This window comes from Succinatimonas hippei YIT 12066, from assembly GCF_000188195.1.
GTDB lineage: Bacteria > Pseudomonadota > Gammaproteobacteria > Enterobacterales > Succinivibrionaceae > Succinatimonas > Succinatimonas hippei.
On the sequence record NZ_GL830973.1, the window covers coordinates 37681 to 62373 of the forward strand.

The window sequence follows — 24693 nt, forward strand, 5'->3', positions numbered from 1 at the left end:
TAATAAAGCAAAATATTGCAAAAATTCTAATGATAAAAACGGTATAGTTTTATAGATTTTTATAAAAAAAAGCTCCTTAATTACTTAAGGAGCAATGACTATGACTACGTCAAAAGAAGACATCGCAAATGTCGATGTCAGAGGGCACATGAAAAACCTTAAATATTTTTTACCTCACAGCTTAACGGCTTTCCTTCAATGAATTCCTTAACGTTCTCTAAAGTACGCTCTGCAATATTGCTTACCGCTTCATGCGTAAAGAATGCCTGGTGTGAAGTGATTACGACGTTATTAAATGACAATAACCTTGCCAGTTTATCATCATCGATTATATTGTCGGAATTGTCGTCGTAGAAGTAGTTGGCTTCTTCTTCGTATACATCAAGACCGGCAGCTCCGATCTTATGTTGTTTTAATCCCTCAATAAGAGCCTCAGAGTCAATAAGCTTTCCACGACCGGTATTAATGAGCATTACTCCCGGTTTCATTTTAGCTATTGAACTTTCATTGATGATATAGGTGGTATCTTCAGTAAGAGGACAATGCAAGGAAATAATATCTGATTTTTCAAAAATTTCATTCAAATCAGTATAGCGAAAATGGTTGTTTTTAGCGTACTCCAGATCGGGATATAGGTCATAAGCTAAGACATCAATATCAAATCCCTGAAGTATTTTAATTAATTTCTTAGCTACTTTTCCGGTACCGATGATACCGGCAGTCTTGCCGTGCATATCAAATCCCATCAAGCCGTGCAAAGAAAAGTTTCCGTCTTTGGTACGAAGATAGGCGCGATGAATTTTACGATTTAATGTTAGGATAAGGGCACATGCATGTTCAGCTACTGCATAAGGTGAATAAGCCGGGACGCGTACGACCTTTATGCCGTATTGTGCTGCTGCATTTAAATCAACATTATTAAAACCGGCGCAGCGCAAAGCTATAAGTTTAACGCCGATACGGGAAAATTCTTCAATAACTTTTCTATCGGCAAAGTCATTTACGAAAAGACATACGATCTCAGCTCCTTGAGCAAGGGCAGTGGTGTGTATATTTAAGTGTGCACGTTGAAAAACACATTCAAATCCAAAATTCTTATTGGCTCTGGTAAAAAACTCAATATCGTATGAGTGAACACCATAAAATACAATCTTCATAAAGAATCCTTGTCTCAAGACATCAGATCTATTTGTTCGTTGCTAGTAATTTTTAAGTATATTTAAATTTAAAAACATGATGTTTATCACGTTTTGATAAATTAATTTTTATGCAAACGTTTGCATTTAAAAATAATTAAATCAATGGAAGATTATGATAAAAACATACGTTGTATGGAAGATAAAAGAAAAAGAAGATAAATATTTTGTTTTTTACAAAAACTTATTCTTTATTGGAAAATCTACCAAAATAGATCTGATGATTTAATAAAAAAATGCCTGAAAAAATCAGGCATAAAGTAAAAATACGGTTTTTAAAAAATTATTTTTTAGTTGCAGCTTTCATTGCTTTGACATAGCTTTCTATTTCTGAAAGCATTTTGCCTTTATCGTGAAGATTATTTTCAATAATTTTGACAACTGCTGATCCTGCAATTGCTCCGTCGGCTCCGGCCTCCAGAGCTTCCTTAACATGATCCGGAGTCGAAATGCCGAAACCTAAAAGAGCAGGAGCTGCATTGTCTTCTTTTAATTTTCTAAGCATCTCTTTAGGTTTTCCTAAAGCATTATCTGTTCCTGTAATACCGTAGCGTGATAATGCGTAAGTATATCCTTGGGATAGCTCTGCTATTTTCTTTAATACAGCGTCAGAAGCGTTAGGCGGAGCTATTAAAATTAAATCAATATCGGCATCATTTGCGGCTTTTAAAAAGTTATGCTGTTTATTGACCATTTCGACCGGGATGTCGGCAAGAAGAACGGCATCAACTCCTGCATTTGCAGCATCACGGTAGAATTTTTCCAGACCGCGAACAATAGCAATATTTGAATAACATAAAATTGAGATCGGCAGCTTGCTATACTCTGCTCTGATTTTTGATATAAGCTTAAAGCATTTATCAAGAGAGGCTCCGCTTGATAATGCGCGTTTATCCGCAAGTTGAATAGTAACGCCGTCAGCGCAGGGATCAGAAAAAGGGATGCCCAGCTCCAGTCCGTCAGCTCCTGCATTAACCAGGGTTTTTAAAATATCAAAGGAGATATCAAAATTAGGATCACATAAAGTTACAAAAGGAACAAAAGCCCCTTCATCTGCTTGTTTTAAACGTTTAAAGCACTCTGTAAAACGATCGGTCATTTTGCTCTCCTTATAATAAATCTTTGTTGCCGGCGATTTTTTCGATGATGATATTGCCGTGCTCATCGATACAGCCTTTTTGTTCAAGAATATCATTAACGCTGAAAATGTCTTTATCGCCGCGTCCTGAGAGATTTACGACAAAAAGCTGTTCTTTGTCAGGGTATTTTCGAATCATTTTAATGGCATAAGCTAAAGCATGAGATGATTCAAGAGCAGGAATAATTCCTTCGTGGCGGCTTAAAAGAGAAAAAGCTTCAAGAGCCTCTTCATCCGTAACGGAAACATAGTTTACGCGGCCGATATCTTTTAAATAAGCATGCTGCGGACCGACTGACGGAAAATCAAGACCTGCAGAAACTGTGTATGATTCATTTATTTGTCCGTCCTCATTTTGCAGATTATATGAATAAGCTCCGAAAAATATGCCTTCGGATCCTTTTTCTAAAGTTGCACCGTGGAAATCGGTATCAAGTCCTTTACCGGCCGGTTCTACGCCATAAAGAGGAACATCCGTATCAAGAAAATCTGTAAACATGCCGATAGCATTTGATCCGCCGCCGACACAAGCAAAAACAGCATCAGGATCTCTTCCCTCAAATTCGCGGATTTGCTTGCGTGTTTCAATGCCGATTATCTTTTGAAATTCTCTAACTATTGTCGGAAAAGGATGCGGACCTGCAGCGGTTCCTATCATGTAATGAGTATGCTCGAAATTTGCGGCATAATCGCGCAGGGCCTCATTACAAGCATCTTTTAAAGTACCGGATCCTGATTTTACTTCTTTTACTTCAGCTCCCATAAGGCGCATTCTGAAAACATTGGGTTTTTGACGCTTGGCATCAACGACACCCATATAAATGGTGCACTTAAAGCCCATTAAGGCACAAATTAAAGCCGTTGCGACACCGTGCTGACCGGCTCCGGTTTCGGCGATAATACGAGTTTTTCCCATTCTTTTGGCCAAAAGCGCCTGCCCTAGGACCTGATTGGTTTTATGAGCTCCGCCGTGCAGTAAATCTTCGCGTTTAAGGTACAGCTTGGTTTTAGTTCCGCGCGTTAAATTTTTACAAAGAGTAAGAGCAGTAGGGCGGCCGGCATAATTTTTAAGAAGATTGTTTAGCTCATTTATAAATTCAGGATCTTTTCTTGCCGTAACGAAAGCCTCTTCGAGTTCATCTAAAGCAGGAATTAACACTTCAGGTACGTACATACCACCGAATTTACCGAAAAAAGGATCTAGACGAGACATTTGTTACTCCTTGATTTCATTAATTCTGTCAAAAAGTTTGCGGGTTAATTCAGGATCTTTTTTCCCCGGTGCCGATTCCAAGCAGGAATTACAGTCGATTCCGCAAAAATTAAGAGTAAGTATTGAAGCTATATTTGAAGGTCCGATTCCGCCTGAAATAATAGTTTTATCTTTATTGATAAAATCAGGAATAAGACTTTTATCAAATTCTTTACCGCTTCCGGGATTTTTACTGTCTAAAAGAAGAAGATCAGCTTTTGCCACGTATTCCTTAAACAGCAGATAATCCTCATTGTTTAAGCTTTCACTCATACCTAAAGCTTTAATGATTGTAAGCTTTGGACATTTTTCGTGCAAAGTCTTTATATACTCGGGACTTTCTTTTCCGTGCAATTGCACAAATTTGAGGCAAAGTTTAGTAACAATTTCGACAACAGTGTCGAGATCGGCATCCTTAAATACTCCACAAAAGTTGATTTTACTTTTATATATCGGATTTAAAGCCAATTTTGCAGCTCGATCCAAATTGATGCAGCGAGGTGATTGTGGAGCAAAAATTAAGCCGGCAAGAGAAAATTTATTGTTTATTGCCGTTTCAATTCCGGCTTTATCCGTTAAACCGCAAAGTTTGTTAAAGCCGTATAGAAGTGAATTTGCTTTAAGCTCTATATCTATTTCAGAGCATAGGGCAGATCCTATTAAAAAGTTTTTAATAGGCAGCATGTTGACTATATCCCGATGGGTTTTAATACCGGATTCGCTGATTACAACAGTATCTTTTGGAAATAAGGGGTAAAGCTTTTTGGCGTTATTTAAGTCTATGGTTAAAGTGTGCAAATTACGGTTATTGATTCCGATAATATCTATATGATGTTCAACGGCAAATTTCGCTTCGGCTTCGTTAGCCACTTCGGTAAGGACATCAAGATTTAATTCTTTGGCAAAATTATATAATTCTAAAAACTTATCAAAGGTCAGGACGCTTAACATTAAAAGAACAGCATCGGCTCCGATCTTTTTTGCAATTTCTATCTGCTCTTTGGCAATAATAAAATCTTTGCATAAAATTGGTTTTTCAGTAAGTTTACGGACTTGCTTTAAATATTCAAATGATCCTTTAAAGAAAAATTCTTCCGTAAGAACCGATATCTCATCAGCACGATCGTTATAGCAGGATACGATTTTTTCAAGATTAAAATCGGGACAAAAATCTCCAAGACTTGGTGAAGATTTTTTACACTCTAAAATAAAGTGGCGCTTATTACCTTGGAGGGCGCGCTTAAATTCGTGCGGTTTGCGCTCAATAAATGATTCACTGGTTAAAGAATGGTTATAATCTTTAATTGCAGTGATATTTTCTACCTTTTTGTTGATAATCGTGGCTAAGACGGTATTATCAAGACTTTCTATATTAAGACCGCTGTATTTAAGAGCAGCGGCGCTTAATTTTTGTGCCTGCAACATCTTATTTTTCCTCGTTATAAGAGCGTAAGCTGTAAAGCTTCTTAATACCGATTCCGGATTTAATTGCCGCAAGTGCCATATCATAGCCCTCTTTAAAAGAACTTACACGGTTAGCAAGATACAGCAGTGCAGATGTGTTTACGGCAATGGCTGCATTTTGTGCGGCGGTTCCTTTACCTTGAAGAATGTTTAATGCAATAGTTGCATTATCTTCAGGACTTCCGCCTTTTAGATCTTCTTGGGTATATTCATCGGTTATTCCGAAAGTTTCTTTGGTCATAAAACCGGTAATCACTGTACCGTCTTCTTTAAGTTCGGCATAATGAGTAATTCCGAAAGGAGCTATTTCATCCATTCCGTTGCCGTTTACGCATAAAGCTCTTTTTATTCCGGTTTTATATAAAGTTTTGGCCATTAATGGTAATAGTTCTTTATCATAAACACCTAAAAGTTCGTAATCAGGATGTGCTGGGTTGGTCAGCGGTCCTAATAGATTGAAAATAGTTCTGGTTTGAAGGCTTTGACGTACCGGCGCAGCAAATTTCATTGCTTTATGATAAGTTTGCGCAAACATAAAGGCAAAACCTTCTTTTAACAAAAGGGAAGCACTTAAATCAGGGGATAAATTTAAGTTATATCCTAAGGCTTTTAACAAGTCGGAGGCACCGGTTTTAGATGAAACGGCACGGTTGCCGTGTTTTGCTATGTAAAGCCCTAAGCAGGAAGCGATAATAGCACTTAACGTTGAAATGTTTATGGTATTAAGGCAATCGCCGCCGGTTCCGACAATTTCACCGATTTTAATTTGCGGACGAGGAAATTTTTCAGCAGCATCAAGCATGGCAAGAGCAGCACCGGCTATTTCGTCTTGATTTTCACCTTTAATTTTTAGAGCGGTAACAAGTGAGCTTAATTGGGCTTCGTTAAGTCTGCCTTTGAAGATTTCCGCAAAAACGTCACGACTTTCAGTTTCGCTTAATGAGTTGCCTTGATAGAGTTTATTAAACTGATTTAACATTTTTATATCCCTCTTAAAATTTTTTTATTTCTGATCTTATTAAGAGGGCTCGAGGTTTAGGTCTTGCCCTCTTGTTTCAAGCGGGCTCCAGACCATAAAAAAACCCGCTTACTGCGGGTTCTTATATGAAGTTTTTTGCTCAAACACAAAGACCCCGCTATATTGCGAGGCGCCACCACTTGTTTGAACGATTTAAAAACTTCATTTAAAAATTCCTCAAAAATGTTTTTCTTAAAGGTAATACAAATAAACATTAAAAGAAAGAATTTTTTATAAATTTTTTTATAGGATAAATAAAAAACAGATAACCTTTTGATTATAAAGAGGTTAATACTATGGCGTTTTTGGTGCAATTTGTTAAGTAAACAGGCATTAAAGTTAATTACAAGACAAATTCAGACATTTTCATGTCTTAAAAGTTCTGTTTTCTTAGTATTTTGTTTGAATATCCGTTAAGTGTACCGCTGAATCCTATAACTCTATGGATGGGGATGATAATAGAAATGAATTTACAGATTACCGCTCCTACTATTGCTTGCGGTTACATGTTCTTTAATTGTTCTGCAGATGAAAGTCTTCTTACTGTTTGTCTGCATGTATTTAGCTCACTGAAACCGGTTTCAAGCAGTATTGTATAAACACTTTTTCTAAATTTATTATCATCAAGCTTTAATTTGTGAAGAGCAAAATGCTGATATTTTTTAATAATCGTTTAAAAAGTTTTACGTCTGTGTTTAAGTAAATAAAACCAAGCGGACTTTTATGAAAATAAAATAGTCCGCTTAAAACAAATAGTTAATTATCAACAATTAATAGAGCCGATATTTTGTCAGCTTGGGAGCAAGGTAATTTTTTAATCAGCGAATAGGGATTCTATTCGGATCTTCTCTGTTTTCATTCTCCTGTTTAGTTCCCTTTTCATCATAGTTATTGTTTGAGTCTTCAGCGTCACGACCTTCTTCTTGGGGTTCAAGATCGTTTTCATCTACATAGTAGTCGCTGTAATTGACTTCATTTTCATCTTCGTAATCATCATCAAAGTCAATATCTTCAGGTGCATATTGGCAGAAAGAGAGAAAGTCTCCATAAAGCATCTCTCCGTCGTAATCACGATACTCCCAAGGCAAAACGGAAAGATCTTCAAGAACATCATTTTCATAATCTTGATGATCTTCTGCGTATTTTATTTCGGATAAAGAGCGGCCGATTACATAAATAACCGCATATTTGCCTCTAAACGGAGAAATACTTAAAATTTTGCAGAACATTTCTTCACTAAGTTCAGAATCGGGGCATCCGTAGATTTTTCCTTCTTCAAACTCAAGCTTCAATTCATTGTCTGCTTCAAAGCGGTTTATATAGCCGTCCTCATCAATGATTTCAAAATAATCGTCATCATCATTTTCATGCAAGGGAACGCCTACATAGTAATCTTCATAAAGATTGTCGCAAAGCTCTTCAAGAGTTGGAGCCTCTGCTCCAATCATCATTATTGATTTATTATAAAAACGCAGCTCCTTAACGTAAAAGTAGGTTTCATTTCCGTCTGCATCAGGATTTGAAATAAAAAGTTTACCTTCATCAATCCAATCAAACATAAAAAATCTCCTTTTATTAAAATCCAAGGAAAGCTGCGATTTTTGCAACTAATAGAATTTTACAAGTATATTTTTATAAAGCCAAAGTCTTATGATAAAGGCATGATCGAGGGCAAGTTTTTTGTTGATTAATATATGATTTTGTCGGTTATGTAGAGAAATTTGAGTCTTAATTTTGTATTTTCTGCTAAACTTTTTGCCAATTTGGTATTAAGGAAAAAATCGTGCAAAGCAATCTTTCTATTTTTAAAATCGGCATCGGTCCTTCTTCTTCGCATACCTTAGGTCCGCTTTTTGCAGGCAATATGTTTTGTAAAAAAATACATGATGTTTTAGATAAAACGGCAAAAATAAAGATAACTCTTTTTGGCTCTTTATCATTAACCGGAATCGGACATCTTTCCGATAAGGCCGTTATTTGGGGATTATGCGGAATTTCTCCAAAAGATCTTGATGCCAAATTACAGGAAGAAATAATTGACAGGGTTATAAATGAACGCAAAATTAAATTATGCGGTATAAAGGATATAGATTTTAATTACAAAGAAGATCTTGTTTTCTCATCAGAATTTCTTCCTTTGCATGAAAATGCCCTGACTATTAAAGCATTAGATGAAAAAGGTGATGTTTTAGCAGAAGAAACTTATTACTCGGTAGGCGGCGGATTTATAAAAGTAGAAGCTGATTTTTATAAAAAAGAACAGGACACCGATCCGCTTATCATTGATAAAAAAGATTTTATGCCTATAAGCAATACTGAGCAGGCACTTAATCTTTGTAAAGAGCATGGTTGGAATTTGGCAAAATTATCCCTTGAGTTTGAAAAACAGTTTCATGATGAAAAATATATAAAGGATTATTGTCTTGAAATATGGGAAACCATGCAGCAGGTTTACTATAACGGATCACATTGTAAAAGCGACTATTTACCAGGAGCATTGCATTTAAAACGCCGCGGTAAAGAACTCTATCAAAGACTGACGATTACAGCCGATCCTTTAGGCATCATTGATTACGTTTCTTTGTATGCTTTTTGCATTGCTGAAGAAAATGCAGCCGGAGCAAAAGTTGTAACGGCTCCGACAAACGGAGCATGCGCTGTGGTGCCTGCTGTTATGCTTTATCTGAAAAATCATGCAATCGGTTTTAATGATGATAAAGTCGTTGAGTTTCTGTTAAGCGCGATGCTTATCGGATCTTTTTATAAAAAGAATGCCTCAATAAGCGGAGCTGAAGCCGGTTGCCAGGCGGAAATAGGGGCGGCAAGCTCCATGGCAGCAGGTGCTATGGCAACTGTCTTAGGAGCAGAAGCTTCGGTAGCCTGTTCGGCAGCAGAGGTATCGATGGAACATCACCTGGGATTAACTTGTGATCCTGTAGACGGTTTGGTTCAGATCCCCTGTATTGAGCGTAATGCTTTTGGTGCTTTGCAGGCAATATCGGCAGCTCGTATATCAATGTCGCGATTAAGCCAGCCTCGGGTAAGCCTTGATCAAGTGATAAGCACCATGTATGCAACCGGCAAAGATATGAATCAAAAATATAAGGAAACATCACTTGGCGGATTGGCAATTGCCTTTAACTCAATCTGTTAAAGGCAAAAGCACAAGTTAACATAAAAGGTTTATTGCATTTAGCAAAATTTTGCGTCCGTAGGTGGTTAAAATAGATTCAGGATGAAACTGTAATCCTAAAAGACGCATTTTTTCTTCATAGAGAGCCATTACCATATTGTCATAACTGGCGATAATTTTTACGTTCTCAGGCAAATCGGTAACGATAAGAGAGTGATAGCGTGCAGCTCTTAAAGGGTTGGGCAAACCTTTAAAGCAGTACATTCCATCATGAACGATCTTAGATGCTTTACCGTGAGCAATATATGACGCTTGGGTTACTTTTCCGCCAAGAGACAGCCCTAGTGCTTGATGCCCCAGACAAATTCCCAATAGCGGAATCTGTCCTTTTAATTTTTCGATTATTGCCATTAAATTGTTAGCGTCTCTAGGACTTGACGGTCCCGGTGAAAGGACACCGATTACGTTAAGGCCATCTTGTTTAAATTTCTCCGCTTTTTTTAATATAAATTCAGGATCAGCATCATTGCGATAAACAATAACCTCAGCACCTAAAATTTTCAGCTCGTCAACAAGGTTATAAGAAAAGGAATCAAAATTATCGATAAAAATGATTTTAATGTTTGCCGGCATGATTAAATCTCCTTATTAGCTTTTGATACGGCTCTTATAACCGAACGGGCTTTGTTAAACGTTTCCATTGCTTCTGCTTCAGGATCGGAATCAAATACAACACCGCATCCGGATTGGATATATGCAGTACCGTCTTTTATAAAAGCACTGCGAATTGCAATGCAGGAATCAAATGATCCTCCTGTTTCAAGACGGGCAACCACTCCGCCATATGAGCCTCGTTTTACGCCTTCGTATTTATAAATGATTTTATGTGCCATGATTTTGGGAGCTCCGGATAATGTTCCCATGTTCATTGATGCCTGATAGGCATGAAGGGCGTCCAGATCTTCTTTAAGCTCGGCTTTTACGTCACTTACAAGATGCATGACGCTTTGGTATCTGTCTACATGAAGTAGATTTTCAACACGACGAGTTCCAGGTTTTGCTATGCGTGCCAAATCGTTGCGTGCCAAATCAACCAGCATGACATGTTCGGAAATCTCTTTTTTATCCATTCTAAGTTCGAGCTCGATTCTTGCATCTAAGTCAGGATCGATTTTATCGTTTGCGTCAATTCCTCGCGGTCTTGTACCGGCGATCGGTGATATTGAAACTTCATTGCTGTCTTTATCGTAACGTAAGGAAAATTCAGGAGATGCCCCGATTAGAGTGAACTTATCATCTTGGATAAAGTACATATAAGGTGAAGGATTATCTTCTTTTAAGTAGGCGTAGCTTAAAAACGGATCACGGCACGGCAGTGAAAAAACTCTGGACGGAACGACTTGGAATGCATCGCCCTTTATGATGTGATTTTTAATTTTGACAACCAAGTCACTAAATTCTTTATCGCTTATATTGACGTTGCAGTTTAATGTATCGACCTTAGGATGCTTTAAATTTAATTCTGCATTAAAAGCATCCAAATTTTCCTTTAACTTATAAGCTTTAATCAGACATTCGTTTTTATTTTTTTCACTAAAAGCGTATCCGTGAACTACAGCATTTTTATGGATATGATCAAAAACTACGGATATGTCATAAAGGTTAAAAACCAGATTAGGACAAGAATTTAGGCCTTGCGGAACATCGGCTATATCTTCAAAGTTATTGATAAAATCAAAAGCGATAACTCCTGCAAAGGTTATGTCTTTAAATTCTTTTAAAGTGTTCTGTACCGCACGCAGAGCGTCAAGGGGAGAAGGGAATTTCAGGCGAGTCTCTTCGTCAATATTTTTAGGCGGTCTCGTATAAGAAAGATTTATTTTTGTTTCATCAAACGATTTGGTATTAAGTTTTTGAGCAAGCGGCAGGATTAGAGCTTTGCCGTTGTCATTTATCGCTTGAATCGTGACATTCAAATCGTTACATATGATTTTAAGAGCACATGATGCACCGATAATGCTTTTAGTTCCGCTTTTATCAACGATTTCTGCCGATTCAAGCAGTAAAGTATTGGTGTTTAACACATGGTTGCGATAAAAAAGATGGGGTTTATCGCTGTATTTTCCGTAAAGCAGAATTTCTTTCATTTTTAAGCTCCGTAAATATCAAAATGTGCGGGCTTTAAAAATGAATAAACCCGCCAGATCTGCGGGTTTTTTGTTAAAAAATATCACATCCCCGCAGTTATGCGAGGAGCCACCATGAAGAACGCTGTGATATTTGCTTTAACATAAAATTCTCCGTAAAAACGTTATAAATACAATATGAAAAATTTTTTAATTTGTAAATACAGTTAAAAAAATGGATCTTTTTAAGGCAAAAATAATTAAAACAATTATTTCAACTTACTTTTTTAACGTAAAAACGGTTATTTCCGAATCAACTCCAACCCTGCAAGAAAATCCTGACCAAATGCCGCTGCCGTTGCTGACATATAAAGTCAGATCTCCCAGCTGATATTTTCCGCTTACGAATCCGCCGTTAAATTCGGCGATAAGCGGTTTAAGGAAAAACATGGTACCGCCGTGGGTATGTCCGCTTAAAAGCAGATCGACTTTAGGGTGTTCATTGGCAACAGCAGGCTCATGAGCCAGCATAATTACAGGGATATTCGGAAGTCCGGATAGAGCTTTTTTATAATCGGGCTTTGCAAAGCCGAAATTTTCCGCACGAGGATCAGGGATCCCTGCTATGGCAAGCTTTGCTTCGCCTTTTGTTATGATATCATTTTCGTTGTTTAAAAATTTGATGTTAAGCTGTGACAAAGCGGCAATCCACTGGGCAGCACCGGAATAATATTCATGATTTCCTGTTACAGCGTAGATACCGTAATTTGCATGTAAATCAGTTAACGGTTCAAATTCACCTGCCAAATTGGCTACGCTGCCGTCAACGAAATCACCGGTTATAACTACAAGATCAGGATGTAGATGATTGGTTTTTTCAACGATTCTCTGTACGTAATCTTTTTTCAGGATGGGACCGACATGAATATCGGTAAGCTGTACTATTCTAAATCCGTCAAATTCCTGAGGTAAGTTTTTAATTTTTACTTCAACAGCTTGCTCTTTAGGGGTAACAAATTGAGTAAATGTTCCGTAAAAACCAAAGGAAAGAGCAATAAAACTTACTGCAACAGCAACTTTGTTTTGAGGAATACGCCATGACAGGATATCGGCTTTACGTAAGACAAAGAGAATTAAAGAAATAATGTCTTTTGCAATCAGCATTACCACGCATAACAGCAAAGATGCAAACAGTGATTCAAGAACAACAACGGCATAGGGAGGCAACTTTGGTTCTAAAATTCCGCCGGTCAATCCGTATATAACATACTTCAAGCCGCATACAAGAATAGCAAGCAGAACGAAAAATTTGCCTTTAGAGGAAATTTTTAACGGAATAAGCAGGGAGCAAATTGCATAAGCAATTAGTACAAAAGATTGAATATAAAGGACACTCATTTTTGTTTGTTTTCTTTTTAATCATTGTCAATGTTCTGTATGATAATTGAATCAATGCCATGAGTAAAATATCTAAACAGTATATTTTCATATGCTTTAAAGTAATATTGATGCGATAATGAATTACAATTCAGATGCCATCGTCTTATTCCTAAAAAGAATTGCCTTTTTATATTGCAAAATAAAAAATTAGTGTAATAATATTTGCACCTCAATGCTCCATTAGCTCAGTTGGTTAGAGCACCATCTTCACACGGTGGGGGTCGTTGATTCGAGTTCAACATGGAGCACCATCTGCAATGTAAGTTGTTATCTTCTTGAAATTTAAAGTTTTCTAGCAGCGTTCTTATTCCGTTTTACCATACATGGTTGTTCCGAAATATATTGTTCGACAATATATCAATAGCCAAAAACACCTAATATAGAAAAATATTTCAGACAAGAATTATTGCAGAGATTAGAGTCTTCTTATATAAACTATCTTGCAATACAAGAAATTTGTAATGGACATCCTAACTCTTCAAAAGCTTTTGCTAATATTTCAAGTTTTGAAGCTTTTCCGAATTTCATATGTTGAGCTAAAGCCGGAGGCGAAATTTTAAGGCGTTTAGCCAATACTATCTGTTTGGTTTTGGATTGCACCATAGCATTACGCAACATAATTTTTAAGGCATTATCAAAGCCGATGTATATCGGTGTTTCATTTTTATTAATATTGGCACTTTGCGGCATTTCCAAAACATCTGAATATTGGAAAAAAGCCATATCTGTGATTAGATCTTGAGCCATTTTATAGGCTTCATCATAATTTTTGCCGCAAGTATGCCATTCTCCGTTTTTATATTTAATGATAACGTCATAAATCCCGTTTTTATCTTGTGTAAAGATAGCAGGATAGGCGATGTAGTCTTGTAATAACATAAAAACCGCAATTTAAAACTAATTATTAGCTTTCAACATGCGGTTTACCTCTTTATCAAAGTCAGAGGTGATCTTCTGAGTTTTGTTGAATTCTGTATATTCAGCTAATGCTTTTTCCTTTATCTTGCAAAATATCATACTTGCGAAACTCAAGAAACGCGTTGATACTGGCGGCAAATTCCTTCATCGTAAAAGTGTTTTCACGTTCAATCAAATCCAAAATACCCGGTTACAGTTCGCTCTAAGTGTCTGATTTGTTTTTCATTCAAATAGTTCTTAGCTATTAGTACATCTGATTTTAAAATGACGTTCGTCAGGAGCATTCTTCCATGTTGTCAGCCCCATGTTTTCTTTACTATGATCAGCTTTCGTGTAGATAATTTGAGCTGCTGTTTGTCCAGTAATGGCGTAATGAAAACGATTTTGTATCATGGCATAAAACTCACGCGTGGTAGGTGAGTTCTATCATAATCAATACTGCATTCTGCATAAATGTCGGTAATCTGTTGCCAGATATGTCGTTCACTGGCACGAATTGAGCGAACCCGTTCCAGTAACTCTCTGAAGTAATCTTTACCGAGAGCGGTTTTACCTTGTTTGAGCCGCTCATCATCCATAGCAAAACCTTTAATCATGTATTCTTTCAAAATGCCGGTTGCCCAGATTCGAAATTGTGTGGCTCTACGTGAATTAATACGGTAACCTACAGAAATAATTGCATCCAAATTATAGAAATTTTGTTCTCTCTTTACTTGACGTTCTGAACTATTTCCATTTTGGAAATAGTTGCATCTTTTTGTAATTCACCTTCAGAGTATATGTTAGATAAATGTTTAGATATCGCAGGGACATCCACATCGAATAACTCTGCCATTGATTTTTGCATTAACCAGATACTTTCATCTTTAATTACTGAATTAATCGAAAATTTTTCATCAGCAGAGTTATATATTAAAAACTGAAATTTTTCATTCATAATATCAATCTTAACTTCTTTTATGATATAAATCATAGTATAATTTTTATACTTGTTAATAAATTTATTAACAAAAACCATTAAAAAATAACAATGATTTTTAGCACCAAAATGCGATTGAGCTCCAGCACAGAGAACTATCAAAATTAACACTTCCTTTTCTGTAATTCCGGATTTTAAAATTTACAGTCTCGGTAAAATCATCTTCAGATTTCTTTAAACAGATCGCTACCGTGCGATTTAAGCAAGGCTAAAGTATCCTTGAGGTACTTGCGATGATCATAAGTCTGATAGGCAATATTGGCATATATGATGTTGTCCTAAACAATAAGGCAGATGTCTGCTTTTTTGATGACAATGTTATAAGCGAAGATATCAAGGAGTAGGCTAGTTGTTATTAAGGATAGGATCTCTGCAGTCTTATTTGTAAGGAAATTGGCGTAAAGAAAAGATTGCTTCTTATCAGAGCTATTTGTCAGGCAGGATTTTCTTTTGCATAAAGAGATCTTTCACTTCTTTACATCTGTGCTGATAATAATCAATTTGCGCTTCTGATTATTCCCATGCTAAAACACAATCATGAAATTTACTGATACTCTATATTAGAGAACGGATTTATTTTTAATCCCATTTTATTTACTACAACTGATTTTCTGACAGGTTGTATATATGCAGGTATTGTAAGAGCCGTCACTCAGTGTAATCTCGATGCTGTGATAAGAGTCTTACATTTGCAGAGTGATAAATATTAGTATAAATTTCTTTATAAAAAATTTAGATATTAAAGATCTTGCCTTGAGGCAAACTCAAGAAAAACAGATTTAATTAGCATAATTACAGGAGATATTTATGGTTGTTTTCAACGAAGACAGCAGAGTAAAGTTTCCTACTATCAAGTATCTCATGGAAATGGGGTATGAATACATTTCATTTAAAGGCGTATCTTATAAAGGCGCAACTCTTGAGAAAACCCTTATAGATCCGTTAACAAATATTCTTGTTGAACGATTAAAGAAAGCCTATCTCAAATTAAATCCAACCAAAAGCGAACCTGACTTTGACAGTCTGTTAAGCAAGATCCAGACATCTTTAAATAATAAAGATCTAGGAAAACAGTTCTATAACGAGATTCTGTTAAATCCAGATGAAAGAGTTATTGATCTATCAAGTCCGGAAAATTTTAGAGTTAACAATACGTTTCAGCTTGCAACAGAACTAACATGCGGAAATAAGGATTCAGATAATTTTAGACCTGATATCACACTCTTTATAAATGGCTTACCTTTAGCTTTTATTGAAGTTAAAAAAGAAAATAACTCTAAAGGCATTCAAGCTGAAACAGAAAGAATGAAAGTTCGTTTTAAGACCAGCGCATTCAGGAGATATTTAAATATTACCCAAATTATGGTCTTTAGCAATGACATGGAGTACGCTGAAGAGAACAGGCCGCCTGAGCAAGGAGCTTATTACGCAACTATCGGCAAACGTGATACAAAATACTCGACCTTTAGAGAAGATAATCAGGATTCATTTCCAATAAAACTTTATCCTCATGAAGTTTTAAAAATATCTGAGGAGCTGATGTTAAAGGACAACAATGTTCCTCAGTACATCAATCTTTCTGAGTATAAGGAAAACTGTAAAAACGCTAAAACACCGACAAAAAGAATGTGTAAAAGTCTGTTTTCTTTTGACAGATTCCATTTTCTTTTAAAATACGGTATTGCCTATGCTGATTACAGTTTTGGAAATCAGAAACATATCATGCGTTATCCTCAGTTGTTTGCAACCAAAGCAATTGAGAAAATGCTGGATAAAGGCGGTCAGAAAGGAATTATTTGGCATACTCAGGGAAGCGGCAAGACAGCTCTTGCTTATTACAATGTAAAGTACCTTACCGATTATTACCACAAGCAAGGAGTTATTCCTCAGTTTTTCTTTATTGTAGATAGACTTGATTTAATGGATCAAGCTCAAATGGAATTCACAGCCCGAGGACTTAAAGTTGTACCAGTGCAGGATAAGGATGATTTTAAGAAAATCATATCTAGTCCGTTTGCCACACAAAATCAAGAAGGGAAACTTGAAATAACAGTGGTCAATATTCAGAAATTTTCTGATGATTCACGAGTGTTGTCTAAATCTGCCTACAATCTGCAAGTAAAAAGAATTTACTTTATTGACGAAGCGCATCGTAACTATAACCCTAAAGGTTCTTTCCTTAAAAATCTTATTTCCAGTGATGAAAACGCTGTAATGATTGCACTTACAGGAACGCCTATCATTCAGCGTGACATCAACACAAAAGATATATTTGGAGACTACATTCATACCTACTATTACAATGAATCTATTTCTGACGGTTATACGTTAAGATTGCTTCGAGAAAAAATTGATTCGAACTTCAGCGGAGTGATGAAGAAGACCATCGCTGATTTTCAAATTAATCCTAGATTTGTAAAGATAAAAGATATTTATGCACATAAAAACTATGTAGAGCCTTTGCTTGATTATATTGTAGAGGATTTAAAAAAATTCAGAGCAGCTCAAGAAGATCAGTCTTTAGGTGGAATGATTGTTTGCAATAGTAAAGAGCAGGCAAAGACCATGTATCAGATCTTTTTAGAAAAATATACTGATCGCGATGAAGTTGAAACAACCTTTGAAGATGGTGAAAAATTTATCGAAAGCGTAGGGCCTGAGGTTATTGAGGCAAAGAAATGTTTGCCGGAGAAAGGTCGTTATCGAGCTGCGTTGATTCTTTGTGATGTTGATGGAAAAGACACTAGAAAAGCATGGATTGAACTTTATAAAGAAGGTCTTGTTGATTTTTTAATTGTATACCAAATGCTGCAAACCGGTTTTGATGCTCCAAGACTTAAAAAGCTGTATCTAAACAGAAATGTGCGTGCTCATAATCTATTGCAGACCTTAACAAGAGTTAACAGACCGTACAAAGATCAAAAGTACGGTTATGTTGTAGATTTTGCTGATATTGAAGAAGAATATGAAAAGACAAATGGTCAATACCAACATGAACTTGAAGATCAGAATGGTAAAGAATTTCTAGATAATAGCAATAAACTGTTTGTAACTGAAGATGAAGCGCAAGAACAGATTGCGCAGGCGGTAGAGGCTTTAGAACCATATAACTTACAGAGTGCAACAAGCTATTCAAAACAGCTAAACATGATAGATGATACTGTCTTGTTAAATAAGCTAAACAATGCTCTGAATGTTATCTTGTCAGTTCATAATATGCTTTTAACCCAAGGCTCTGATGTAGATGAGATCAGAAATTTATTTGAAGAAAAATGTAATTTTGCTGAGATCAAGAGCTTTATAAAAGCCACCAAACTTCGTATTGCCAGTGTTAATTACATGAAGCATGGTGAAGAGGCAGGCTCTGCAAGGGAAATGCTTAATATTGCACTTGAGGATTTAACCTTTAATTTTGAAAAAAATGGTGAACCTCAGTTACTTGAGCTTGCAGAACAGTATAAACAGTCCGTAGAATATGCCCGTTCTCAGTTATTATCCAGTGCGGATCCTCAAGATCCTGAATACATATCATTGCGACAGGCTTTTTTAGATGAAGTTGCAAAGCATGGTATGGCTAATTTAAATGATCCTGAAACAAGGCATAAACTCAATATGCACGATAGAGTTAAGGTTATCAACGATATCCTTAATAAAATCAGGCGTAAAAATGAAGAAGACAATATTCTTGCAGCCAAATACAAAGGAGATAAAAAATACGTGCGTATTGAAAAGAGAATGAAAGAAAAAGCTCAAAATCTTGAAAGAGCACATGATTCAAAAGCGTCTTGGTTTGCTTTTACAAAGAATCAGCAAAAAATAGACACAATCCTTTTAAATATTAAGGAAGACGTTGATGACTTCTGTCTTGATAATGATGACATTATTACTGTTGAAGGTATTTTTACCAAAAAAATTAAAAGTAATGTTACAAGACGTTTTAGACAGGAAGAGATAAACACTGATTCTGAGTTAAGAAGCTACGTAACAAATTTAATTGAAAAAGAATACAAAAATTCTGTTTACGAAAGAGTATAAAAATGGAAGAAACTTTATCAATTCAGCAGCAGACAAAAGATCTGATTGACCGTTTAAAGAGCACGACCAGTGTTAATGGCCTTGGAAATTCCGGTAATGAATACGTGGTTATTGTTCAGATATTCCTTTACAAATTTTTAAATGACAAGTTCATATACTCTGCGAAAAAAGAAATGCCTGAACTTGTTGAAGATGGCAAGGATATTTATGATTCTTTATCGGCAATGTCTGATGATGAATATGAAGAGCTTTGCGATTTAATGGAAGATACTGTTATTTTAAATCGTGAACATCTGATCCCTTTCGTATCTCAAAGAAGAAATGATGATAACTTTGCAAAAATTCTGGATTCTACAATGGAAGGTATTGCATCCTTAAATCAGGAAGTGTTCTACATTGTAAATGAAGATGATTCGCGCGTTCCTATCATTCATCCTATTTCAGATCTTATATCAGGCGGCGCCACTAAGAAAAATGCTTTCTGTAAGTCTTTAATTGATGACATTTCATCTTTTTCTTTTGAAACAATTTTTGATGCCGGTTATGACTTCTTTTCAACCATTTTTGAATATTTGCTAAAAGACTATAACTCAAACGGCGGCGGTACTTATGCCGAGTACTACACTCCTCATTCTGTTGCAAACATCATGGCAAGGTTACTTGTAGATGACGGAAAAGACTACCGCAGCATGAAGATATACGATCCGGCTGCAGGAACCGGCACATTATTGATTGCGTTAGCTCATGCAATAGGTGAGAGAAAATGCGCTGTATATACTCAGGATATCAGTGAAAAGTCATCCACCATGCTGATGTTAAATCTAATTTTAAATGGAATGGCAGAATCATTAACACATGTCATCAAAGGCAATACCATGACTCATCCTTTTCATAAAGATGAAAACGGTAAGCTAAAGCAGTTTGACTTTGTGGTTTCAAATCCACCATTTAAACTTGATTTTTCTGATTATCAGAATCAGCTAAAAACAAATGATCCGTTTAAGAGATTTTTTGCTGGAGTTCCTAAGATTCCGAATAAGAAAAAAGAATCTATGGAAATTTATTTGTGCTTCTTCCAACATGTAATTGCTTCAATAAGAGACGCTGGCCGCGGAGCTATTGTCGTTCCCACAGGTTTTTTAACCGCTCAATCCGGAATTCCTTTAAAAATTAGGCAATATCTTGTAGATAATAAATTCTTAAAAGGCGTTGTCTCTATGCCAAGCAATATCTTTGCTAATACCGGAACTAACGTAAGTGTCGTATTCATTGATAAAGCAGGAGTAAACAATCCTATATTTATTGATGCAAGTAAGCTTGGAGATGAAATTAAGGATGGTAAGAACAAGAAAACTGTTCTTAAAAATGTCGATATTGAAAAGATTGTATCAACTTTCCATGATGCTAAAGCTGTTGATGAATTATCAGTATTACCATCCCTCGATGATATCAAATCCAATAACTATAGCTTCTCTGCTGGTCAGTATTTTGAAGTGAAGATTGAACATATAGATATTACAGAAGAAGAATTCAATCAAAAAATTAAAGAATACACAGAAACTTTAGACACCCTCTTTGCAGAAGGTAAAGAGTTAGAAGCAAATATTAAGACTGCTTTGAAGAGATTGAAGTATGAATAAGTACAAACTTAAAGATATTTGCACCAAAATATATAGTGGTGGAACCCCCTCAACTAAAGAACCAAAATATTGGGGAGGAAATATTCCTTGGCTGTCATCTAGTGAATCTGGTAAAGATTTTATTTATGAAACAGATAATTATATTTCAAATTTAGCATTAAAAGAAACTTCTACAAAGTATGTTTCAAAAAATACAGTTATTATTGCAACTGCAGGGGAAGGAAAAACAAGAGGTCAAGTAAGTTACTTAAAGATTGGCGCGTGTATAAATCAATCACTTATTGCTTTGGAAACAGATGCGAAAAAAGTAGATTCTCTTTTTCTTTATTATTACTTAAAAAATAGTTACTCAAGAATTCGCTCTTTATCAAATGCAACAGGCATAAGAGGAAGTCTTTCAGGAGCACGTTTAAAAGAGCTAATTGTTTTTATTCCTGACGTAAGTGAACAATTAAAAATATCAGATTTACTTTATAAATTGGATTTAAAAATCCAAAACAACAAAAAGCAGATAGAAATACTTGAAACACTTGCTAAGACCATCTATGACTATTGGTTTGTTCAGTTTGATTTTCCGAATGAAGAAGGCAAGCCTTATAAATCTTCAGGAGGTAAAATGGTTTGGAATGAAGAATTGAAAAGAGAAATTCCTGAAGGGTGGAGATGTATTAAATTATGCAATATCTTTTCTTTCATTAAAGGAAAGATCCCACAAAAATTATTAGAACAAAAAGAACCATCATTAGAACAATATATAACTATAGATGTTGCAAATGGAGGTACTCCTCTATATTGTTTACCAGCTTTAATGCCTTATTGTAACTCAGAAACAATAATGGTAATGGATGGTGCAGCTAGTGGAGATGTTTATGTTGGAATTGACGGTGTCCTTGGTTCAACTTTTTCAATGTTGAAGTCAAAGAGGGAGGACATTTCAAATTCATATATATATTTGATTTTAAATTCGCTAAAAAAAATATATAAAAAGGCTAATACCGGTTCTACAGTTCCACATGCAAATAGAAAATATATCGAGAATATGGTTATTGCTTTACCAAACGATTGTAAATTCTTGTCAAGAAAATTTGATGAAATATATGCTCAAATCAAATTACAGAAACTGTTAATAAAAAATCTTAATTCATTAAAATCATTTTTGCTCCCATTATTAATGAATGGACAAGTAATTATTAAATGAAGTATAAAAAAATAAAGCTTAGTAAGATTAAAACACTTTCATACTAAAGATGACTTTAATTTTTGGTTATTCCATTGTTACTATAGTAAATGCAAAAACAATTATTGCACATCGTGGCGCAAGTTCTTATCTGTTGGAACAAACGCTTGAGGACAAGACTTTATCCTATGCAATGGGTGTTGACTTCCTAAAACAGGAGCTTGCTATGCCAAAAGGTGATCATTAAAACAAGTTTCTATATGGCGAGTAATTTAATGATATTTGAAGGATCTGTAGCTTTGATTTTAAAGAATAGTTTACATACCATTAAGAGATTCTATAATTTATTTTTAAAATTTTACTAAGGTAAAATATGCCTTTTACATAGTGCTTTTATATTGATTTTAACGTAAATTATTGAGGATCTCGTTATGTTAAAATCTACTGCAGCAATAATATTTTTAGGACTTTCCGCAGTTACTATGGCAAATGCAAAAACAATAGTCGCACATCGCGGGGCAAGTGCTTATCTGCCGGAGCACACTCTGGAAGCAAAGGCTCTTGCTTATGCAATGGGGGTTGATTATTTGGAGCAGGATCTTGCTATGACCAAAGATGATCATTTGGTTGTAGTTCACGATCATTTTCTTGACAGAGTAAGTGATGTTGCAGCCAAGTTCCCTGACAGAGCCCGTAAAGACGGACGTTATTATGTAATTGATTTTACTTTAGCTGAGATTAAAAGCCTCAATTTTACCGAAGGTTTTGAAATCAAAGACGGCAAAATGGTTGCAGGATATAAAGGACGTTTTCCTTTAATGCAATCTGCTTTTAAAATTCATACTCTTGAAGAAGAAATCGAGTTTATTCAAGGCCTGAATAAAACTATGGGCAAAAATGTCGGAATTTATGTTGAAACCAAAGCCCCATGGTTCCATAAACAAGAAGGAAAAGATATTTCAAAAGCCACATTAGAAGTTTTGAAAAAATACGGGTACACAACTAAAGACTCAAACTGCATTTTCCAAACTTTTGACTATCCGGATCTTAAATATGTAAAAACACAATTGATGCCGCAGATGGGCATAGATTTGCGCACCGTTATTTTAATTACTACCAATCCTACCGAAACTTATGAGTTAAAAGACGGAAAATGGGAATCTTTTGATTATAAATATTTAATTGATCCGGCAAATATGGCGGAAATTGCACAATATGCCGACGGCATGGGACCTGATTATAATCTGCTGTTTGATGTGGAGAAAAGTAGCAAAGGGCATATCGTAGTCAACGATTTTGTAAGAAATGCACATAACAACGGCATGATAGTACATCCGTACACTATCAGAAAGGACCGTTTGCCTGACTATGTTGTAAATGTTGACGAGCTTTATGATGCCGTTTTATATAAAGCAGATGCCGACGGAGTCTTTACCGACTTCCCCGACTTGGGCGTTAAATTCGTAGAGTCCAAAGAAAAATAGGAAATCAAGCCCCTAAACTTAGATTAAAAGAGCAGGGGCTTTATTATTAGACAAGAAAATACCGGTTAGGTTTTCTTTCGCTGTTATTTGCCATAACAACACTCATCTTTTGCGCAATCTTTTCTAATGCTTGCGGCGGAATACCGCGGATCTTCTTTTTGCACACTGCGATGCAGGCGCGACATCCCATGCATTTTTCTTTATTTTCATCCAAAACACTGCAGGTATCAGGATCAATAATTCCCATCGGACAGATTTTGATGCAGACTTTACAATTGGCACAATCTTCATCAGTTAATTTCATAGGAACGAAAGGAACTAGCCCATATGGTTTATAGGGGGTGTCATTATGAAAATCAAAAGTAATATCACCTTCGTATGCACAAGCTTTGTGATAAACGTCTGCAGCCATGGTTTTTAAATCAGCAATGTCTTGAGCATCTGGACGACCGTGAGCTAATTTTCTTTCTTGAGAGTGTTCCGCTACGCTTTCAGAATAGCCGATTACTTTAAAATCGTGTGCGGTCAGGAAATCTGACGCCTCGCGTGGAGCGTCCTCACAAAGTCTGTTACCGTAAACATTGACGATAAATGCAGGGGCTCCGTTTCCTTTAAGGCTTTTCCAGTCATAAATGCATTGAGGCATTCTTCCGAAATAAACAGGGAAACAGAAAATAAACAAAGTATCGGCAGTTAATGATGTTTGTAAAGCACGAAAACGGGGAGTAATAAAATTAATTGTTGAAACATTATCTATTTGCTGTTCAAAGCCTTCAGCAATAGCTCTTGCAACTTTTTTTACTCCGCCCGTAGGAGACATATAAGCAACAATAACTTTGTTAATTTGCATTTTCCACCTCTTATAGTGCACAAGCGTATTTTAAACAAAGAACTAAATTTTTATACGCATGTTTCTTTTGTGGTTGATAACCGTGGATTTATGCCTAAATATTTAATTTTTATTAAATAACATATCTAAAAAATATCTTTTGTAGGTATGATTATTAAATAAAATGGCAAAGATGATAATGTATAGCAAAATTAAATGCTTTTTTTACTATTTTACTCTGTATAATATTCGATATAAAAATATATAAAACATTTTATTACTATGGTGTGCGTCTATGGCTGCTAATAGAAAACGCAAAAGCATTTCAGCTTTCGGAATTGAATTTACCAGTATTTCCGAGCTTACCGAGCTTTTAGGTTATAAAAGTAAGTTTTCTTATAATTTTATTTTAAATCAATACGGTTCAATAGAAGGCCTTGTAAGAGCACGTCTTGGTTATGACTCCGACGTTACGGACGCCAAAGTCAAAGAAAAACTTTTATCTTTAAAAGAAAGAAAAACCAATCCGTTATCTGAAGATGCTTTAAATCAGCAGCACTCTAGGGCAAGTCGTCTTGCTGTTCAACTTATTAAAGCCGGTGTAAACAAGATTATCAGTGAACGTGATGCTATGGAAACATTGGCTTTGCTTAATGGTTTAAAACTTACCGATGATATTGCAAAAAATATTTTAAGCGCAATCAAAACTTATAGTGAGACTCTTGATTCTCATGCTTTGGTCGAAACATTAGATAAAATTAAAGATTAATTTCAGAAGATTCTTTCTCAAAGAGATTTCAAAAAAAGATCTTGTTTTTTATGAATTACTCTATGGCAAAACGATCAAACTGATGGAGTTCACAA

At 35.7% G+C, this 24693-nt stretch carries 21 protein-coding genes, 1 tRNA gene and 1 pseudogene; 8 read left to right on the top strand and 15 right to left on the bottom strand.

Annotated features, from left to right (window positions below; all coding sequences use genetic code 11):
* Nucleotides 1-158 precede the first annotated feature (158 nt).
* The 6 genes from HMPREF9444_RS03590 to HMPREF9444_RS11395 all read right to left on the bottom strand — a co-directional run bounded on the left by HMPREF9444_RS03590 (nucleotide 159) and on the right by HMPREF9444_RS11395 (nucleotide 6561).
* Nucleotides 159-1157: a 2-hydroxyacid dehydrogenase gene (locus tag HMPREF9444_RS03590; RefSeq protein ID WP_009142992.1), complete on the bottom strand. Its 999-nt coding sequence runs from the start codon at nucleotides 1155-1157 to the stop codon at nucleotides 159-161.
* Nucleotides 1158-1479: 322 nt separating this feature from the next.
* Nucleotides 1480-2295, bottom strand: coding sequence for a tryptophan synthase subunit alpha (gene trpA / locus HMPREF9444_RS03595; RefSeq protein WP_009142993.1), 816 nt, complete (start codon nucleotides 2293-2295; stop codon nucleotides 1480-1482).
* A gap of 10 nt (nucleotides 2296-2305) precedes the next feature.
* Nucleotides 2306-3547, bottom strand: a complete 1242-nt coding sequence (gene trpB / locus HMPREF9444_RS03600) for a tryptophan synthase subunit beta (RefSeq protein ID WP_009142994.1) — start codon at nucleotides 3545-3547, stop codon at nucleotides 2306-2308.
* Between the two features lie 3 nt (nucleotides 3548-3550).
* Nucleotides 3551-5011 (bottom strand): bifunctional indole-3-glycerol-phosphate synthase TrpC/phosphoribosylanthranilate isomerase TrpF, encoded by a 1461-nt coding sequence (gene trpCF / locus HMPREF9444_RS03605; RefSeq protein ID WP_009142995.1) that lies wholly within the window; start codon nucleotides 5009-5011, stop codon nucleotides 3551-3553.
* A gap of 1 nt (nucleotide 5012) precedes the next feature.
* On the bottom strand, nucleotides 5013-6029 hold the full coding sequence (gene trpD / locus HMPREF9444_RS03610; RefSeq protein ID WP_009142996.1) for an anthranilate phosphoribosyltransferase: 1017 nt from the start codon (nucleotides 6027-6029) through the stop codon (nucleotides 5013-5015).
* 412 nt (nucleotides 6030-6441) lie between these two features.
* Nucleotides 6442-6561, bottom strand: coding sequence for an MGMT family protein (locus HMPREF9444_RS11395; protein WP_083801114.1), 120 nt, complete (start codon nucleotides 6559-6561; stop codon nucleotides 6442-6444).
* Between HMPREF9444_RS11395 and HMPREF9444_RS11320 the strand changes: the two genes are divergently transcribed.
* A complete protein-coding gene (locus tag HMPREF9444_RS11320) occupies nucleotides 6533-6667 on the top strand; it encodes a hypothetical protein (protein ID WP_009142998.1) in 135 nt (44 codons plus the stop codon). The genes HMPREF9444_RS11395 and HMPREF9444_RS11320 overlap by 29 nt on opposite strands.
* Before the next feature lie 219 nt (nucleotides 6668-6886).
* Here the strand turns inward: HMPREF9444_RS11320 and HMPREF9444_RS03615 are convergent, their stop codons facing one another.
* Nucleotides 6887-7627 (bottom strand): hypothetical protein, encoded by a 741-nt coding sequence (locus HMPREF9444_RS03615; protein ID WP_009142999.1) that lies wholly within the window; start codon nucleotides 7625-7627, stop codon nucleotides 6887-6889.
* A 224-nt stretch (nucleotides 7628-7851) separates the two neighbouring features.
* Between HMPREF9444_RS03615 and HMPREF9444_RS03620 the strand changes: the two genes are divergently transcribed.
* On the top strand, nucleotides 7852-9222 hold the full coding sequence (locus HMPREF9444_RS03620) for an L-serine ammonia-lyase (protein WP_009143000.1): 1371 nt from the start codon (nucleotides 7852-7854) through the stop codon (nucleotides 9220-9222).
* Nucleotides 9223-9237: 15 nt separating this feature from the next.
* Here HMPREF9444_RS03620 and HMPREF9444_RS03625 read toward each other — a convergent pair whose 3' ends face one another.
* The 3 genes from HMPREF9444_RS03625 to HMPREF9444_RS03635 form a co-directional block, all read right to left on the bottom strand.
* Nucleotides 9238-9834 (bottom strand): aminodeoxychorismate/anthranilate synthase component II, encoded by a 597-nt coding sequence (locus tag HMPREF9444_RS03625; RefSeq protein ID WP_009143001.1) that lies wholly within the window; start codon nucleotides 9832-9834, stop codon nucleotides 9238-9240.
* Nucleotides 9835-9836: 2 nt separating this feature from the next.
* Nucleotides 9837-11348, bottom strand: coding sequence for an anthranilate synthase component 1 (locus HMPREF9444_RS03630; protein WP_009143002.1), 1512 nt, complete (start codon nucleotides 11346-11348; stop codon nucleotides 9837-9839).
* Nucleotides 11349-11606: 258 nt separating this feature from the next.
* Nucleotides 11607-12725 carry a metallophosphoesterase gene (locus tag HMPREF9444_RS03635; protein WP_009143003.1) on the bottom strand — a complete coding sequence of 373 codons (1119 nt, stop codon included), beginning with the start codon at nucleotides 12723-12725 and terminating at the stop codon, nucleotides 11607-11609.
* A gap of 216 nt (nucleotides 12726-12941) precedes the next feature.
* On the opposite strand from HMPREF9444_RS03635, the gene HMPREF9444_RS03640 reads away from it, so the two are divergent.
* Nucleotides 12942-13018 (top strand) — tRNA-Val (locus HMPREF9444_RS03640).
* 184 nt (nucleotides 13019-13202) lie between these two features.
* Here HMPREF9444_RS03640 and HMPREF9444_RS03645 read toward each other — a convergent pair.
* The 4 genes and pseudogenes from HMPREF9444_RS03645 to HMPREF9444_RS11050 all read right to left on the bottom strand — a co-directional run bounded on the left by HMPREF9444_RS03645 (nucleotide 13203) and on the right by HMPREF9444_RS11050 (nucleotide 14766).
* On the bottom strand, nucleotides 13203-13646 hold the full coding sequence (locus HMPREF9444_RS03645) for a type II toxin-antitoxin system HicB family antitoxin (RefSeq protein WP_009143004.1): 444 nt from the start codon (nucleotides 13644-13646) through the stop codon (nucleotides 13203-13205).
* Between the two features lie 206 nt (nucleotides 13647-13852).
* Nucleotides 13853-13969, bottom strand: coding sequence for a RhuM family protein (gene rhuM / locus HMPREF9444_RS11400; protein ID WP_198002747.1), 117 nt, complete (start codon nucleotides 13967-13969; stop codon nucleotides 13853-13855).
* Nucleotides 13923-14371 (bottom strand): annotated as a pseudogene (rhuM, locus tag HMPREF9444_RS11365) (RhuM family protein). The gene rhuM (HMPREF9444_RS11400) and the pseudogene rhuM (HMPREF9444_RS11365) overlap by 47 nt, the downstream one beginning before the upstream one ends.
* A gap of 23 nt (nucleotides 14372-14394) precedes the next feature.
* Nucleotides 14395-14766 carry a virulence RhuM family protein gene (locus HMPREF9444_RS11050; protein ID WP_222859200.1) on the bottom strand — a complete coding sequence of 124 codons (372 nt, stop codon included), beginning with the start codon at nucleotides 14764-14766 and terminating at the stop codon, nucleotides 14395-14397.
* A gap of 705 nt (nucleotides 14767-15471) precedes the next feature.
* On the opposite strand from HMPREF9444_RS11050, the gene HMPREF9444_RS03655 reads away from it, so the two are divergent.
* The 4 genes from HMPREF9444_RS03655 (at nucleotide 15472) to glpQ (ending at nucleotide 23000) form a co-directional block, all read left to right on the top strand.
* Complete coding sequence (locus HMPREF9444_RS03655) at nucleotides 15472-18699, top strand: DEAD/DEAH box helicase family protein (protein ID WP_009143009.1); 3228 nt, start codon at nucleotides 15472-15474, stop codon at nucleotides 18697-18699.
* A gap of 2 nt (nucleotides 18700-18701) precedes the next feature.
* Nucleotides 18702-20339: an HsdM family class I SAM-dependent methyltransferase gene (locus HMPREF9444_RS03660; RefSeq protein ID WP_009143010.1), complete on the top strand. Its 1638-nt coding sequence runs from the start codon at nucleotides 18702-18704 to the stop codon at nucleotides 20337-20339.
* Complete coding sequence (locus HMPREF9444_RS03665) at nucleotides 20332-21537, top strand: restriction endonuclease subunit S (RefSeq protein WP_009143011.1); 1206 nt, start codon at nucleotides 20332-20334, stop codon at nucleotides 21535-21537. The genes HMPREF9444_RS03660 and HMPREF9444_RS03665 overlap by 8 nt, the downstream gene beginning before the upstream one ends.
* 410 nt (nucleotides 21538-21947) lie before the next feature.
* Nucleotides 21948-23000 carry a glycerophosphodiester phosphodiesterase gene (glpQ, locus tag HMPREF9444_RS03670; protein WP_009143013.1) on the top strand — a complete coding sequence of 351 codons (1053 nt, stop codon included), beginning with the start codon at nucleotides 21948-21950 and terminating at the stop codon, nucleotides 22998-23000.
* Between the two features lie 46 nt (nucleotides 23001-23046).
* Here glpQ and HMPREF9444_RS03675 read toward each other — a convergent pair whose 3' ends face one another.
* Nucleotides 23047-23850 (bottom strand): 4Fe-4S-binding domain protein, encoded by an 804-nt coding sequence (locus HMPREF9444_RS03675; RefSeq protein ID WP_009143014.1) that lies wholly within the window; start codon nucleotides 23848-23850, stop codon nucleotides 23047-23049.
* 274 nt (nucleotides 23851-24124) lie between these two features.
* On the opposite strand from HMPREF9444_RS03675, the gene HMPREF9444_RS03680 reads away from it, so the two are divergent.
* Nucleotides 24125-24598 carry a hypothetical protein gene (locus HMPREF9444_RS03680; protein ID WP_009143015.1) on the top strand — a complete coding sequence of 158 codons (474 nt, stop codon included), beginning with the start codon at nucleotides 24125-24127 and terminating at the stop codon, nucleotides 24596-24598.
* Nucleotides 24599-24693 lie beyond the last annotated feature (95 nt).

What these genes read in the sequence shown, in the direction of transcription:
- HMPREF9444_RS03680 (WP_009143015.1), top strand. Translation starts at nt 24,125, where the DNA reads ATGGCTGCTAATAGAAAACGCAAAAGCATTTCAGCTTTCGGAATTGAA.
- trpCF (WP_009142995.1), bottom strand. Translation starts at nt 5,011, where the DNA reads ATGTTGCAGGCACAAAAATTAAGCGCCGCTGCTCTTAAATACAGCGGT.
- HMPREF9444_RS03675 (WP_009143014.1), bottom strand. Translation starts at nt 23,850, where the DNA reads ATGCAAATTAACAAAGTTATTGTTGCTTATATGTCTCCTACGGGCGGA.
- HMPREF9444_RS03625 (WP_009143001.1), bottom strand. Translation starts at nt 9,834, where the DNA reads ATGCCGGCAAACATTAAAATCATTTTTATCGATAATTTTGATTCCTTT.
- HMPREF9444_RS03630 (WP_009143002.1), bottom strand. Translation starts at nt 11,348, where the DNA reads ATGAAAGAAATTCTGCTTTACGGAAAATACAGCGATAAACCCCATCTT.
- trpA (WP_009142993.1), bottom strand. Translation starts at nt 2,295, where the DNA reads ATGACCGATCGTTTTACAGAGTGCTTTAAACGTTTAAAACAAGCAGAT.
- trpB (WP_009142994.1), bottom strand. Translation starts at nt 3,547, where the DNA reads ATGTCTCGTCTAGATCCTTTTTTCGGTAAATTCGGTGGTATGTACGTA.
- HMPREF9444_RS03635 (WP_009143003.1), bottom strand. Translation starts at nt 12,725, where the DNA reads ATGAGTGTCCTTTATATTCAATCTTTTGTACTAATTGCTTATGCAATT.
- trpD (WP_009142996.1), bottom strand. Translation starts at nt 6,029, where the DNA reads ATGTTAAATCAGTTTAATAAACTCTATCAAGGCAACTCATTAAGCGAA.
- HMPREF9444_RS03665 (WP_009143011.1), top strand. Translation starts at nt 20,332, where the DNA reads ATGAATAAGTACAAACTTAAAGATATTTGCACCAAAATATATAGTGGT.
- HMPREF9444_RS03590 (WP_009142992.1), bottom strand. Translation starts at nt 1,157, where the DNA reads ATGAAGATTGTATTTTATGGTGTTCACTCATACGATATTGAGTTTTTT.
- HMPREF9444_RS03660 (WP_009143010.1), top strand. Translation starts at nt 18,702, where the DNA reads ATGGAAGAAACTTTATCAATTCAGCAGCAGACAAAAGATCTGATTGAC.
- HMPREF9444_RS03645 (WP_009143004.1), bottom strand. Translation starts at nt 13,646, where the DNA reads ATGTTATTACAAGACTACATCGCCTATCCTGCTATCTTTACACAAGAT.
- HMPREF9444_RS03655 (WP_009143009.1), top strand. Translation starts at nt 15,472, where the DNA reads ATGGTTGTTTTCAACGAAGACAGCAGAGTAAAGTTTCCTACTATCAAG.
- HMPREF9444_RS11320 (WP_009142998.1), top strand. Translation starts at nt 6,533, where the DNA reads ATGAATTTACAGATTACCGCTCCTACTATTGCTTGCGGTTACATGTTC.
- HMPREF9444_RS03615 (WP_009142999.1), bottom strand. Translation starts at nt 7,627, where the DNA reads ATGTTTGATTGGATTGATGAAGGTAAACTTTTTATTTCAAATCCTGAT.
- rhuM (WP_198002747.1), bottom strand. Translation starts at nt 13,969, where the DNA reads ATGCTCCTGACGAACGTCATTTTAAAATCAGATGTACTAATAGCTAAG.
- glpQ (WP_009143013.1), top strand. Translation starts at nt 21,948, where the DNA reads ATGTTAAAATCTACTGCAGCAATAATATTTTTAGGACTTTCCGCAGTT.